At 61.4% G+C, this 13,652-nt stretch carries 10 protein-coding genes and 2 pseudogenes; 3 read left to right on the top strand and 9 right to left on the bottom strand.

The genetic code is table 11. The annotated features are described in order from the left end of the window. Nucleotides 1-21 precede the first annotated feature (21 nt). Nucleotides 22-354 carry a GYD domain-containing protein gene (locus RB548_RS20980; protein ID WP_331375196.1) on the top strand — a complete coding sequence of 111 codons (333 nt, stop codon included), beginning with the start codon at nt 22-24 and terminating at the stop codon, nt 352-354. Nucleotides 355-422: 68 nt separating this feature from the next. Beyond that, nucleotides 423-563, top strand: a pseudogene (locus RB548_RS20975) (DUF2277 family protein); the annotation flags it as partial. Nucleotides 564-1,306: 743 nt separating this feature from the next. On the opposite strand, the gene RB548_RS20970 reads toward RB548_RS20975, so the two are convergent. Continuing rightward, nucleotides 1,307-1,534 carry a hypothetical protein gene (locus RB548_RS20970; RefSeq protein WP_331375195.1) on the bottom strand — a complete coding sequence of 76 codons (228 nt, stop codon included), beginning with the start codon at nt 1,532-1,534 and terminating at the stop codon, nt 1,307-1,309. 300 nt (nt 1,535-1,834) lie between these two features. On the opposite strand from RB548_RS20970, the pseudogene RB548_RS20965 reads away from it, so the two are divergent. After that, nucleotides 1,835-2,292, top strand: a pseudogene (locus RB548_RS20965) (MaoC family dehydratase). 251 nt (nt 2,293-2,543) lie between these two features. On the opposite strand, the gene RB548_RS20960 reads toward RB548_RS20965, so the two are convergent. The 8 genes from RB548_RS20960 to RB548_RS20925 form a co-directional block, all read right to left on the bottom strand. After that, the gene (locus tag RB548_RS20960) at nt 2,544-3,563 is read right to left on the bottom strand and encodes an alcohol dehydrogenase (protein ID WP_331375194.1); all 1,020 of its coding nucleotides are present in this window, start codon (nt 3,561-3,563) and stop codon (nt 2,544-2,546) included. Nucleotides 3,564-4,497: 934 nt separating this feature from the next. After that, nucleotides 4,498-5,727, bottom strand: coding sequence for a 5-aminolevulinate synthase (hemA, locus tag RB548_RS20955; protein ID WP_331375193.1), 1,230 nt, complete (start codon nt 5,725-5,727; stop codon nt 4,498-4,500). A 496-nt stretch (nt 5,728-6,223) separates the two neighbouring features. Then, nucleotides 6,224-6,814 (bottom strand): HupE/UreJ family protein, encoded by a 591-nt coding sequence (locus RB548_RS20950; protein ID WP_331375192.1) that lies wholly within the window; start codon nt 6,812-6,814, stop codon nt 6,224-6,226. Nucleotides 6,815-6,833: 19 nt separating this feature from the next. Continuing rightward, nucleotides 6,834-9,107, bottom strand: a complete 2,274-nt coding sequence (locus RB548_RS20945) for a xanthine dehydrogenase family protein molybdopterin-binding subunit (protein WP_331375191.1) — start codon at nt 9,105-9,107, stop codon at nt 6,834-6,836. Then, the gene (locus tag RB548_RS20940; protein ID WP_331375190.1) at nt 9,100-9,573 is read right to left on the bottom strand and encodes a (2Fe-2S)-binding protein; all 474 of its coding nucleotides are present in this window, start codon (nt 9,571-9,573) and stop codon (nt 9,100-9,102) included. The genes RB548_RS20945 and RB548_RS20940 overlap by 8 nt, the downstream gene beginning before the upstream one ends. Nucleotides 9,574-9,590: 17 nt before the next feature. Further along, nucleotides 9,591-10,889 (bottom strand): c-type cytochrome, encoded by a 1,299-nt coding sequence (locus tag RB548_RS20935; RefSeq protein WP_331375189.1) that lies wholly within the window; start codon nt 10,887-10,889, stop codon nt 9,591-9,593. Between the two features lie 148 nt (nt 10,890-11,037). After that, entirely contained in the window at nt 11,038-12,108 is a 1,071-nt protein-coding gene (locus tag RB548_RS20930) for a hypothetical protein (protein ID WP_331375188.1), read from the bottom strand. Beyond that, nucleotides 12,105-13,604, bottom strand: a complete 1,500-nt coding sequence (locus RB548_RS20925; RefSeq protein WP_331375187.1) for a DUF4331 family protein — start codon at nt 13,602-13,604, stop codon at nt 12,105-12,107. Before RB548_RS20925 ends, RB548_RS20930 begins: the two co-directional genes overlap by 4 nt. Nucleotides 13,605-13,652: the final 48 nt, after the last annotated feature.

Below are 13,652 nucleotides of genomic sequence, written 5' to 3'. Positions count from 1 at the left end.
ACTATTGAGGGAGGATGTCCTATGCCACTGTTCATAACCACAGGGTGCTATTCAGCCACATCTGCGAAGGGAATGATTGACAATCCAACGAACCGAGAAAAGGCGGCCCGTGCCATCATGGAAGCGGCAGGCGGGAAACTGCATTCATTCTATCTCACGACCGGCGAAACCGACTGGATGGCAATCACGGAATTCGACGACGGTGCTGACCTGATCCCGCCACTTCTCGTCGTCGCCGCATCGGGGGCAGCATCGAATATCAAAACCGTACGAGCATATACGGGCGCGGAATTCAAGGCGGCCCAAGAAAAGGCGGGCAAAATCGCATCTTCCTACAAGCCCCCGGCAAAATAAGCAGACCACTGGTTGAAACATCGCTGGCAGCGGATCGAACCTCCGCTGCCAGAAACGATGTGCTGGCGCGCAACGAGGCCGCATTCGAGCGCGCGGTCAGTTCGATCGCGGCATGCGCCCGCGAGTTGCTCGATTCGCTGGAGACCTCTCAACCCCCTCGCGATCGCGAGGAAGTAGCTGCAAAGGCGCACACGAGAACACCGATCCGGTCGCGTAAGAGACTCCGTCACGATCACGAGATCTCAGTCAGGTCTCAAGTTATCAGCCTGGGGCCATCGTCTGCAGTCGGCGGACATTACTGCGCGAGAACTATACACTCGCCGCCTGTCGGCGAAATTCGAGGAAGTCTCACCGCTTCATATTTCGTGAAGCGCTTTCAAAAAGTAGGTTGATATAATCTTGGCACCCCTGCCGTGCCGCCGTTGCGTCCAATTTTCTTCGGATATCCTCAGGCGTCCTGCCGGATGCAATCCCACTGGGAACATTGTGGAATACGTCTGCCAGAGATTGTGCCTTACGCAGGCTCTCAGCGGCCCTGATTTCGATTGCGCATAGCTCAGAGCCTGCAGAATAAGTCCATAGTTGGCGCTTTCTGGTGTCATAAAAAACTCCATTGGGGTCGGCTGTCCCGCATGACGACTTCCGGCCCTAGTGAGACCTACAGGAACGAGCAGAATCGACCCATTGCTGCCGCTCGTGTATACGGATCGGAATTTCCGGTTCCGAACGAATTAAGCCGTTCACCGCAGGCCCCACTCCCCCTTACTCTTTGTAAGGGGGTGCACTCAGGGAAGCCAGCCCAGCACGGCGGCTAGTGACAAAATGACTTGCGCCACGAAGAGAACGCTCACGACCGTTAGGATAGTGACGTGTGATTTTGTCAGCTTCTGCATCCGTTCGACCGATTTCGTGATAACGGCCGAACCTACCATCGCAACTGCTGCGAGCATCCCTATAATTCCGTGGTCTCAGCCGCGACGATTGTAGAGGCGCGGCCGCCATAGATGGTGGAACCGACAGCAATAGCGACCTGCGGCAAGACAATGCGGATGATACCACCGATTGTCATCAGCCAGCCCAGCACCGTGATGATCACGCGCCAGTCCATCTGCCATCTGTTGTGCAGGTTGACGATTGCCAGGCCCGCGAGCAGCGACAGCAAACCGGACAGATAGAACACGATGCCAGGGCGGAGCCCCTCCACGAATCGAGCGAAATTTTCCGATTGCAACGCCGGGTTGGGCCGCCAGCAGCTCCTGAGCGGGCCAGCGGGCGGTCTCAAGATCCGCATTGATCACCAACCAGGTGGCTAGGAAACGATACAACATTATGACGTCTGGATGGCTGGCGATGAGTTCACGGGGAATCGCGATAGCTTGGGAAAGATAACCGGCACGGCCATGGAGGCGGCCAATCCTATTCTCAGGTTGAATGTGAGAGGATCCATGGGCACCTTGTGATCTTTCATTGGAGGTAAGTGATGAGTAATTCCGCGTCTGATCGTCTCTATCTGGATGACCTATACGTTGGACAGCGCTTCACAAGCGCGAGGAAGCGCAGATCAAGGCGTTCGCGGCCCAATTCGACCCGCAGCCATTTCACACCGACGACGACGCGGCCAAGGACACCCTCTTCAAGGGATTGGCCGCAAGCGGCTGGCACACGGCTGCTCTTACGATGCGTCTCAACGTCGAGACCGGCTTGCCCCTGGCGGGTGGCCTCGTTGGAGCAGGAGGAGACCTCAATTGGCCGGCCCCGACGCGCCCTGGCGACATCCTGCACGTCGAAAGCGAAGTGGTCGAGATCACGTCCTCCCGATCGAAGCCCGATCGAGGCATTGCAACGATTCTGAGCCGCACAATCAATCAACGCGGCGAGATAGTCCAGATTCTCAGGGCCAAGCTCGTTGTTCCGCGCGCGCCCGGCGGGCACAGCTAACCACATTCGGCTGCATAGATTCAGCGATCGGAGCAATGCCTCGAGGTTCCTTCATCAGCGAAAGCCGCGGGTTCCCGCGAATGTGGATCATTCCCGCAGTTCCGACACCAGGAGCATCGCATCAGGAGAGTAGGCGAACGGATGTCTGGAGCAAGTTCATCCTCGATCGGGCGCTCGGCAACCAAAGGCGAAAAGGGAGGTCCCGCGGCTGCGAAGCCGCCTGACGTTCCCTCATGTGCGTCACGACCGGACTATTGCCCGGTCGTTATCACCATCCGGAACCGGGCGGCGCCGCTCATCATCCGCTCATAAGCATCGGCCGCTCGCTCGAGCGGCATCGTTTCGATCATCGGCCGAATGTTGGCGAGGGCGCTGAAAGCCAACGTGTCCTCAGAATCAGTCGAGGTTCCAGATGGCCATCCCTGGATCGCCCGGCGGCCGCCGATTAGCAGGAATGGCGAGACCTCGATGGGATCGGGTGAAGCGCCAACGACGATCATCTTGCCATCAATTGCCAATCCACCAAGCACCGCGCTCATCGCCTTCGAATTGGTGACGGTGGACAAGATAACACGCGCTCCGCCCAGCTTGTTCAGTTCAGCGGCGACATCCTGGGTGGTGCTATCGAAATAGTGATGCGCGCCAAGCTTGCGTGCCAGCGGTTCCTTGTCCGCGCCGCGCGCTATGGCGACCGTGCGGCAGCCCATCTTGGCGGCGAACTGCACACCGAGATGACCGAGACCACCGATGCCAAGCACCGCCACAGTGTCGCCCGCAGAGATCCCGCCATTCCGCAATGCATTGTAGGTCGTGATGCCAGCGCACAAGAGCGGCGCTGCCTCGGCCGCCTGCAGATCATCTGGGATCGCTACCAGGGCCTCGAACGGCGCGATCATGTAATCGGCATAGCCGCCATCATAGGTGATGCCGGGAATTTTCCCGTTCGCGCATGTGATGAAATCGCCACGGCGGCAGGAGGGACAATGGCCGCAATGGCCGCCGTGCCAGCCGACGCCGACCCGTTGCCCCAGCGTCCAATTGGGCACACGCTCGCCGACCTTGTCGATGACTCCCACAACTTCGTGGCCCGGCACGCGCGGATAGGCAATGCCCGGGAATGCCCCCGATTTGGTGAAGGCATCGCTGTGACATATCCCGCACGCCTGGACCTTGATCAGGACCTGGCCCGCAGCCGGGGTCGGGATCTCGCGTTCGACCAGCTCGAATGGTCCGTTGGCGTTTTTCACTTGGACAGCACGCATCCGTGTCATGAGAACCTCCCGTAGTTGACGTTGCGTCGGGGTAATCGTCATGGATCCCTATGATACCCTGGATCGCTACAATGTGCCTTCGCCTCGACAAAATTGAATGAGACCGACCGAGCTCTGGAGCTACTGGAATTGTGCGTTTCCGAATTTGTCTCCAGAAGTTATCAACTGGCTGGAGAATGACAGTGACCTGGCACCGTTGCACCCAGATCCAATGCCAAGCTTTTATTCCAAGACCTCTTTCTTGATAATCCGGGCGGTGAAGTTCTCAGGGGAAGACCGTTTCAGCATGGCAACGGCATATCTCGCCTTATCCAGAGATCCGTACTCATTCCAGAATGTCCAGTGTTTCCCGTTGCTATAGCTGGTTTCTACATCGTAGTTCATTGCAGCGCTTCCGGGTGCTGTTACTCGACTTCCGCTTATTTGGCCTAGAACATGCATCATCATTCTGCTCCGGGATGAAGTAACTGATAGTCATTTTCCCACACTTGGACGCGAGGATCACGATATCCTTAGGGTTCGTTCGGGTAAATCTTGGTAGAACGATCCCCAGTCTTCGGCTGCGTGCCCACGTAGCAGTCATGCGGGATTGACTCTTCCCAACGAGAACATAATAAGAACACGCTGCGGCGCGCCGTTTCGAAGACCTGAAGGGGACCGACAACCGCTGCCTGCGGGCAGAGAAGGCGCGCCCATGCGTACGTTCGCAGATGTATCGCCGATCGGAGGCGTGCCATCGCGGCCTCGACAGGTATCGCCACATTGTCGAGGTCTGCGGCGTCCAGGCCGTCGCCGCCAGGATCGCCGGGTCCTTCCAATCCTTTTCGTCTTCGATGGTGCGGCTGTTGCGCTATCCCGCTCCTTTCATCACCAAAACTATTTCATCCCGATCGAACTGCGACGGGAGGCATTTGGGGGTTTTTCCGATGGCAAGTCACTCTGCCGCAAGCGCGCAGTGTCGCAGCGGCAATCCAAGACGCCCCCAAACATCGACGAGCGCTTCAGCGAGCGTATCGATCAGCACGTCATCGTGGTAGGGCGTCGGCGTGATGCGCAGCCGTTCGGTGCCGCGCGGGACGGTCGGATAGTTGATCGGCTGGACATAGATACCGTGCTCGGAGAGCAGGAGATCACTCGCGTCCTTGCACTTCTCCGGATCACCCATCAGTATCGGCACAATGTGCGTCTCACTGGGCATCACCGGCAGGCCTGCTGCATTGAGCACGGACTTTACCCGCGCGGCGCGTGCCTGATGGCGGTCGCGCTCCCATTGCGAAATCTTGAGGTGCCGGATCGCCGCGGTCGCGGCGGCGCAGACCGCCGGCGGCAGCGCGGTGGTAAAAATAAACCCTGGCGCGTACGAGCGCACAGCATCGATGATGTCGGCATTCGCCGCGATATAGCCGCCGAGGCAGCCGAAGGCCTTCGCCAGCGTGCCCTCGATCACGTCGATGCGGTGCAGGGCGCCTTCACGCGCAGCGATGCCGGCGCCGGCCCTCCCGTACATGCCGACCGAATGGACCTCGTCGATATAGGTCATCGCGCCATAGCGCTCTGCCAGATCGCAGATGCGGTTCACCGGCGCGATGTCGCCGTCCATCGAATAGAGAGCCTCGAATATGATCAGCTTCGGTCGCTCTGGCGCCTCCGCCGCCAGCAATTCTTCGAGATGCCCGACGTCGTTGTGGCGCCAGATCTTCTTTTCCACGCCGGCACGTCGCACGCCCTCGATCATCGAGTTGTGGTTCCAGGCGTCCGACAGGATGAGGCAGTTTGGAAGCAACTTGGCGATGGTGGAGATGCCGGTCTCGTTGGACACATACCCCGAGGTGAAGACCAGCGCCGCTTCCTTGCCGTGCAGGTCGGCGAGCTCGCGTTCCAATTCGACCAACGGATGGTTGGTGCCGGAAATGTTGCGGGTACCGCCGGCGCCAGCGCCCAGGCGAGTGGCGGTTTCAACCATGGCGCCGATCACCTTCGGATGCTGGCCCATGCCAAGGTAATCGTTCGAGCACCAGATCACGACCGGGCGCGGGCCGTCCGGGGAATGCCATATTGCATGCGGGAAACGTCCGGCAACGCGCTCGAGATCGGCAAACACGCGATAGCGCCGTTCGGCATGCAGGCGAGCAAGCGCCGCGGAAAAGAGATGATCATAGGTCAAAGAAAAATCTCCGTCCGGTGTTCAACGATTGGGAGTTCCACGATCCAAAAGGCCTGCCCATCCGGTCCAGCGCTGCCGCGAAGGGGCGGCCGGTCCTCGGGAGGGGAAGGGACCGGCCGCAGGCGAGCCACGGCGGGGGGCACCGGGCGCCGAGCACTTGTGGAGCTGTCTGCCTCTGATGAGCCAATGGTATGCGACAAGGAACGTCGGTAGGAGTAAAGCAGTGCAAATCTCGGCAAATCGTCGCGAATGCCTATCCAACGCATCGACCACATTCGTCGCGCCGCTGCCGGCTCACGACTAGCTTGGAATGCAGGCAGGCCGCGCCGAGGGCTTCCTTAACCAATCGGATGCTGCGATGGAATGGCAACGCAAGCATACCGGGATGCGTTGCGCGATAGCTCGGCAGATGCCGGTGAACCATGACCAGAGAGGGTCCGCGACGACTGGCAACCCGTTGGGGCGCCACCGATCGGTGGTTTCACCGCCAACCGGATTAAACGAGCCCTACCAACACACCTCCGCCCAGGACGGCGATCGCCGCGCCGCCGAACTGCGTAAGCCGCTGCGCATGCGACCTTGTCGAAGCGAGCCGCGCGGCTCCAATTCCGATTCCGATGCCGATCAAGTGCAGATGCCCCGCGGCGAGCATAAAGCCAAGCGCGTACGCCAGTCCCGCGGGATCAACAGGCATCTCGGCCCCATGGGCATGGCCGTGGAAGATTGCGAAGACGCCGACGAGCGCCATCGCGGCGGCGATGGGCCAATCCCATTGCGCCGCAACCGCAAGCCCAAGCACAATGATCGAAAGCGCGATTCCAAGCTCGATAAAGGGCAGCGGGACATGCGCGATGCCGAGAAAACCACCCACTCCCATCAACGCCATGAACGTGAGCGGCACAGCCCAGATTGCGCGTCCGCCCAGATTGGCGGCCAAGATTCCGACCGCGATCATCGCCAGAATGTGGTCAATTCCGCTCAACGGGTGCAAGAAGCCGTGTATGACGCCGGACGCCGAACCGACACCTGTGTGAGCGAAGGCGGATGATGCAAAAAGCGTGAAGCAGATCGCAAGAAAGACGCGCATAGAGAACTCCTATGGTTTCTTAGACCGGTTTGAGAGACGCGAGCGCCGCGAGGACGGCGGTTGACCGGATGGGCAGGTGGCGCAAGCGAACACCTGTCGCCGCAAAAATGGCATTGCCGATGGCGGGCGCGACGACGGTTGTGCCCGGTTCGCCGAGGCCGACTGGAGCCTCGACGCTCTCGATGAACTCGATGTCGAGCTCCGGTACGTCGCCGATGCGCAACGGCGTATAGCTGTCGAAGTTCGTGTCCTTAACTTGGCCCTTGTGGAACTCGGTTCCCTCATAGAGCGCCATGCTGAGGCCCCACAGAACGCTGCCTTCGACTTGCGCGAGTGCGCCGTCTGGATGAATGAGGGTGCCTGCATCGACAGCAATTGTGAGCTTTTCGACTGAAACGTCGCCGCTGCTGCGGTCGACGCGAACGCGCGCGACGCAAGCGACCCATGTGGGCATCGAACGTGATTGACCAAATGTGGTGGCAACGCCGAGCGCTGTGTCCCTGGGCATGGACGAGCCCCATCCGGCTTTTTTCGCCGCCCGTTTGAGGACCTCTGCCTGACGCTTCGCGCCGTTCACCGAATTGGGCGCCGACCCGGCATTGCGGCCGCGAGCGTCCAACAGCCCGAGGCGGAATGCGACAGGGTCGGCGCGGGCCACCAGTGCGGCCTCATCCATGAAGGTTTCAACCGCCCAATTGATCCAGCCGGGCCCGACCGCGCGCAGATAACCGGGGCGAAACGCACGATTGGCAAGGTCGTTCTCGAGTGCGCGGACGCGTTGCGCCCCAACGCTGTACCAGTGGTCCGCGCCGTCGATGGCAAATGGATCGAACGGGTTTCCATCGGGCGCCTTTGGCATGTTCGCCGGCGGGAAATAGACCGAGGTCGGCCAGCCGGCCGACGCGTGATGTTCCATGGCCGTGACCTTCCCACGGACGTCGAACGCCAGCCGCAGTTTCTGTATCGACGGCGAGCGAAACGAGTCGAAGCGCGTGTCATCCTGGCGCGTCAGCACGAGCTTCACGGGCTTGCCAAGAGCCTTGGCGGCCAGCGCGGCAGGGACGGCATAATCGGTGTTGAGCCTCCGCCCGAATGCTCCGCCGAGCAGATAGGTCCGCAGGACAATGCGATCCTGCGCCAGATCGAGCGCCCGTGCCAGCACGGGCAATATCGTGCTCTGCGCCTGACTGCCGGTATGGATCTCGAAGCGGCCGTCCTTCTCGAAGGCGAGGGCGTTGACCGGTTCGAGCTGGGCATGGAGAACGCTGCTGGTTGTGTAGGTCCGCTCGAGCGTGGAGGCGGCTGCGCGAAAGGCGGAATCGACTTCTGGGTCATCAACCACAAGCGCGCCCCCGCGCGGCGCAGCGATCTGCGTTGCGCCGTAATCGAGGATGTCCTGCTCCGACACCTTCGCAGCATCACCCGCGGCCCAATCGACCTTGACGAGGTCAGCGGCGCGGATCGCCGCCGGATAGGATGTCGCGCACACGACGACCCAACCGGGCACCGTGTTGGAAGGATCTTCGATTACGATGCTCGTGAGATATCCCTTGATCCGCTTCGCCGCGGAATCATCGACGGCGCGGACCACCGAACCGTAACGCGTCGGAGGAATCTTCGGCCGCGCATAAACCATGCCTTCAACGATCGCATCGATTCCGTAACGCGCGGTGCCGTTGATCTTCGCGGGGACGTCGAGAGCGTCGCTTTTTTGCCCGATAAGACGTCGCTCTGAGGGCCGCTTGATCGGCAGCTTCGCAAGTTGGTCTGACGTAAATTCGCGCGTCGGCCCGCCGCGCCGGACGATTTCGCCATAGGTGATGGACCGGCCTTCGGCAGACACGGCGCCCCGGCGCGCAACACATTGCGACGGGCTCACCCCGAGCAGCCTTGCGCCGGCCTCGATGAGGGCGATGCGGCCTGCAGCACCGGCGCGGCTGTAAATCGGGAAATCGACCCAGACCGACTTGCTGCCGCCAGTCTGCATGTAGCCCCATTTCGGATCGGTATCGACCAGCAGGATGCGGACGTTGCTCCAGTCTACCTCGAGTTCATCGGCGAGGACGCGGGCGATGGCAGTGCCGATGTGCTGACCCATTTCCGCACGGACGATGTTCACGGTCACGATTTCATCGCGGTCAAGGCTGTACCAAATCGTGGGCTCGAAGGGGCTCGATCCCGACTCTTGCGCGGTGCCCTCCCCTGGTGCGAAACCGAAAGTGACGGCCGCGCCGGCGAGACCGACCAGAAAGCTACGGCGCGAAAGCGCGCCCGGATGCTCCAACTCACTCATTGATGGCAACCTTCTTTGATTGCGCGGCAGCCTGCTTGATGGCGTTGCGGATGCGGACGTAGGTCATGCAGCGGCACAGGTTGCCGGCCATGACGGCATCGATGTCCTGATCGGTCGGGGACGGGAAGTCTTTGATGAGCGCTGCCGCCTGCATGATCTGGCCCGACTGGCAGTAGCCGCATTGCGGCACCTGAAGCTGGGCCCACGCCTGCTGCACCGGATGCCGGCTCTCGGGATCGAGGCCCTCGATGGTGGTGACCTTGGCGCCGGCGACGCTGGCGAGCGGCGTTATGCACGAGCGCGTGGGCCGGCCGCCGACGTGGACCGTGCAGGCGCCGCACATCCCGATCCCGCAGCCGAACTTCGTGCCGGTCAGGCCAATCTCGTCACGGATGACCCACAGCAGGGGCGTGTCATCCTCGGCATCGACGGTCACCGCGCGGCCATTGATGTCAAATGAGGTCATGTTCGTTCTCCGATGGATCAATTGGCTCCGGCGTTCTGCCGGCGGATCTCTGCGATCTTTGCCGCGAGATCCGTCCATGGCGGAAGGTCCGTGCGAGTCCGCCGCAGGTATGCGGCGATCCGGGCGACATCGGCATCGCTTAATGCGCTACCGAAGGCAGGCATGACGGCACCCGGCATTCCCTCATTGGAGCCGATGCCCCGTAGGATGACCTGGATCAGATTGCCTGGATCGGAAAGGTGCACCGCGCTGTTGAGCGCCAGGTCGGGCCGCGCCGCGAGCGGCGCGTTGTTTGCGTTGTAGTGACAGGACGCGCAAGCTGAAGTGTAGAGCCGCGCGTCGGGATCCAAGGGCGCGCCCTGCTTGGCCAATGCGCTGGACATCGCAAGGCTCACCGCGCCGGAAACGTACGGCAGGTCGGCGGCCGCCTTGTCGATATCGGCAAAATAGGTCGCGAGTGCGTGGATGTCGGAGTCTGGCAGCGCACCGAGCCCCTGGACGACAGGGAACATCGGCCCGGCGGCGGTTCCATGCAACTTGCTCGTGCCCGTGCGCAGGTAGTCGTAGAGTTCTTCGTGCGTCCAGGGTGCTGGCGCGGGATTTGCGGCCGTCAATGGCGGCGCGACCCAGTTGTCAATCACCGCGCCGCCGTAAGCGTTGCCGGACTTCTCCGCTCCCAGCAGGTTGCGCGGTGTATGGCAGGCGCCGCAGTGGCTCAGGCCGAGCGCGAGGTAGGCGCCGCGATTCCACTCCTCGCTCTTGGTGGCATCCGGTTCGAAACGGCCCGGCTTGAAGAACAACAACTTCCATCCCGCCTGCAGGTAGCGGATGTTGAACGGAAACGGGATGCCGTTCGGCTGCCGCGTCGCATGGACCGGAGTCCTGGTCATGAAGTAGGCGTAGAGCGCATGAACGTCATCGTCGGAGAGCTTGGTGAAATGATCGTAGGAAAACACCGGAAGGAGATGCGAGCCGTCGCGTGAGACGCCTTCATGCATGGCGCGCCTGAAGGCCGCCTCCGACCAGGTGCCGATGCCGGTCTCCGGATCGGGCGTGATATTGGTCGAATAGATCGCTCCGAACGGAGTTACCATCTCGTAACCGCCGGCGAACTTCTCGCCGCCTTTTGCGGTGTGACACGCCGCGCAATAGCCGCCGCCAGCGAGAGCTTCCCCTCTTGCAATCACCTCCGGTGCAAAACTACCCGGAGGCGGCGGCGCGACTGGGGCGATGGCAGGCTGCCACGCCAACACGCCGAATCCCACGAAACCGATGCACCCGGCAATGACAAATGTGATGAGCAGCTTCTTAAACACGGCATTCCTCTACGGCTCGCCCTCGTTTGATAGTTACGTCATGCGCGACCACGGCGTGAATTAAGACTGCCAAAGAACAGCAAATCGATGCGAAGCGACGGCGACCAAGGGCTCGCACGGCGTAGGGGCACACGAATGTTCCGGTGCTTTACGCCTGGTGTAGATCGCTTGTGGTTGCGGCGTCATCGGTAATCAGCGCGATTGCCTGCGCCTGTTTGACCGCACGGCGTGTGGGACGATTGGCGACATTCGTGCGCGCGAGCTCGAGCGCCCGCCGGCAATCGTTGCCGCTGCCGGCGTAGAACTCCGCGGCATGGTCCGCGAAGGCGAGCAAATGTCGCTCCAGAAGTTGATCGAAGCCAAACCGAGCGGCATTGAGCTGTCTCTCGGCCTCTTCGAGCCTGCCTTGCGCAATCAGCACATCGGCGAGGCGCCAATTGACCTCCGGATCGCCGCTCGAAAGCGCTGGCAAAAGTAGCGCCTCTGCTTCGCCGGTGCCGCCTTGGCTCGCGTAGATCTCCGCCAGGTGCACACGCGCCTTCACATAGCTTGGCAAGTAAGCAATCGCGCGTCGATACCAGAGCGCGGCAAGATTCGGATCCGGTACGGGCACGAGTTCGCCCCACAGCATGCCGAGCTGAAAGCAGACCCACGCCAGCGGAAACGGCGAAACGTCATCATACGAGAACAACGCCTGCCGATAGACAGCATCTGCCTCAGAGAAGCGTTCGAGGTCGGCAAGCAGGGCGCCGAGAGGTACGAGATCTTCGAGCCGGCCGCTCGCCATCGCGAACCGGTGGCGAGCGGCGAATACCGCATCGAGCTCCGCGCCACAGGCCTGATCGATGGCCAACGCCTGTCGCTCGATCGCCTCGCCGGGCGCGCCCATCTGCGCGGCGCGCGCGAGGTAGCCGCGAGCATCGTCGAAGCGATGCGCTGTCGAGGTGACCTCGGCTTGAACAAGAAGCGAACGAGACGACCCGTCCGCGCGTGCGAATTGCAAGGCGAGCGCATTCAGACGATCGAGTGCTTCCAGATCGCCAAAAAATTGCGATGCCAGACGCTCATTATCGACGATCGCCTCCGCCACGCCCGGCAGGCGTGGGTCTTGCGCGAAACGTGCCCATGCGCCACGGCGCGCACTCTCCAGGTTGATCGCGGCGATCTCCCCGTCGGTCGCGGATGGACCGGGATGCTCAAATTCCGCGAACGTAGTCATTTCGTGACTCCGAAACGCGACTTCAGGCTTTCGAGGCCGGTCTTGAACAACGTGGACACTCTGACCTTCACGGCCCTGTCGGTCTTATCGGTTGCCAGGAATTGCGCGCGCCAATCGACGACGCAGCCGCTGCCCTTCGGCTTTACCTCGAGTGTGCCGGTGTAATGGGAAACGGCCAACCCGGCGATGTTCGTGTAGCGGAGGAACCGCTTGGCGTCGTCCATCGCCTCAAGCCGTTCGACAATTTGCTGGCCGTCGAGCGTTTGGATGGTACGGAGCTGACCGATGCCTGCACCGGTCAAGTTGACTCTCGCGGTCAGGGGATGCCAGGCGCCGCCGAACTGTCCGATCAACGTCCAAACTTCCTCGGGCGACGCCGCGAGCTCGACGGAATCGGCAACGGTCTGCAGTTCCGTGTTGGGCGTCGCGAAGTATGGGAAGACTTTCATGCCAGGCTTCGTCGCCCCGGTCGCACCGCCCTGGAGGAACTCCCGATCGCGATTGACCAGCCAGGTGAGCAGGATGTCGATCGAGTTCGCGTCGACCGTACGACCGCCGCCCGTTTGGTAAGGAAGCCCGTTGATCGTGCTCTTCTCGATCTCGAGGTGGCTGTCGTCGTTAATCGGCTTGGCGACATCGAACAGCAGAAAATCGTCGAGGAAGACATTGGCGCTGGCGGCAAGCGCTTCGGGCGTCCAATCGGCCTTGCCGTCGCGCATGTCCCAGTCGGCGAGGCTCTCCTTCAGTCGCTGCAGGAACAACGGCTGCAGCTCCTTTGAAATCGCGAACGGCGTCTGCTGATTCCACAGGTCGCGCAAATCGTCGATCCCGACGAGCGCGGGATTGTAGAGCCGAATATTCGTCTGCTCGGGGCGTCCGATCCAATCGATGCGAGGAACTGCAGGTGCGATCAGACTTCGCTGCTGCGGGGGGACGGTCTCGGCGGCAGCGCCGAACAACGAGCCCTTCGTAGGATCGAGAACGCGTCGGGTGTCGAACTCGACGACCATGCAGAGCACGTTAGTGTGCTGAAGCAGATTTGGAAGCCTTTTAAGCTCCGCAGCATCCCAAGCGAGGTAGAAAGGATCGGAACGAAGCCCGGCGAACACGCGGACGTCGCCCTCCGGCGTCCACGACCCCTTCTCGTCATTCACCGTGAGCGACAGTTCGCGACCGTCCGGCAGCTTGCAAACGCCGTGCTGGATCGCGTTCCCCGCGGCATCGCGCTTGAGGGTCTCAAACCGAAAGCTAAAGCGGCTCTCGTCGTCTGCCGGCTGAAACTTCGCACTGTTACCAACGCTTGCAACGGTCACCCGGCGAACGGCGATCGAGTAATCGATGATGTTCGAGAAGATTGCATCTTCGCCGGCCGATGGGAAGACGCACGCGGCGAGGACGGTATGCGCCGGATTTTCCGGACTCGTAAACGCGAAAAGATCGGAGAGGTCGGCGGCGGCGTCGCCAATCTGCCGCGGACCGTCAACGTGGTCGGACATCGTCAGCATCCTTCATCGGTTCTTCACAGTCGCGATTTTCGGGCAGGC

Origin of the sequence: Sinorhizobium chiapasense (assembly GCF_036488675.1) — a bacterium.
Classification (GTDB): domain Bacteria; phylum Pseudomonadota; class Alphaproteobacteria; order Rhizobiales; family Rhizobiaceae; genus Sinorhizobium; species Sinorhizobium chiapasense.
The sequence above is the reverse complement of the archived record's forward strand: the minus strand, read 5'-3'. Positions and strand labels throughout refer to the sequence as shown.

Bases quoted from the DNA above. Each gene is read 5' to 3' on its own strand.
- RB548_RS20980 (WP_331375196.1), top strand. From the start codon at position 22: ATGCCACTGTTCATAACCACAGGGTGCTATTCAGCCACATCTGCGAAG.
- RB548_RS20930 (WP_331375188.1), bottom strand. From the start codon at position 12,108: ATGACTACGTTCGCGGAATTTGAGCATCCCGGTCCATCCGCGACCGAC.
- RB548_RS20940 (WP_331375190.1), bottom strand. From the start codon at position 9,573: ATGACCTCATTTGACATCAATGGCCGCGCGGTGACCGTCGATGCCGAG.
- RB548_RS20925 (WP_331375187.1), bottom strand. From the start codon at position 13,604: ATGTCCGACCACGTTGACGGTCCGCGGCAGATTGGCGACGCCGCCGCC.
- RB548_RS20960 (WP_331375194.1), bottom strand. From the start codon at position 3,563: ATGACACGGATGCGTGCTGTCCAAGTGAAAAACGCCAACGGACCATTC.
- RB548_RS20945 (WP_331375191.1), bottom strand. From the start codon at position 9,107: ATGAGTGAGTTGGAGCATCCGGGCGCGCTTTCGCGCCGTAGCTTTCTG.
- RB548_RS20950 (WP_331375192.1), bottom strand. From the start codon at position 6,814: ATGCGCGTCTTTCTTGCGATCTGCTTCACGCTTTTTGCATCATCCGCC.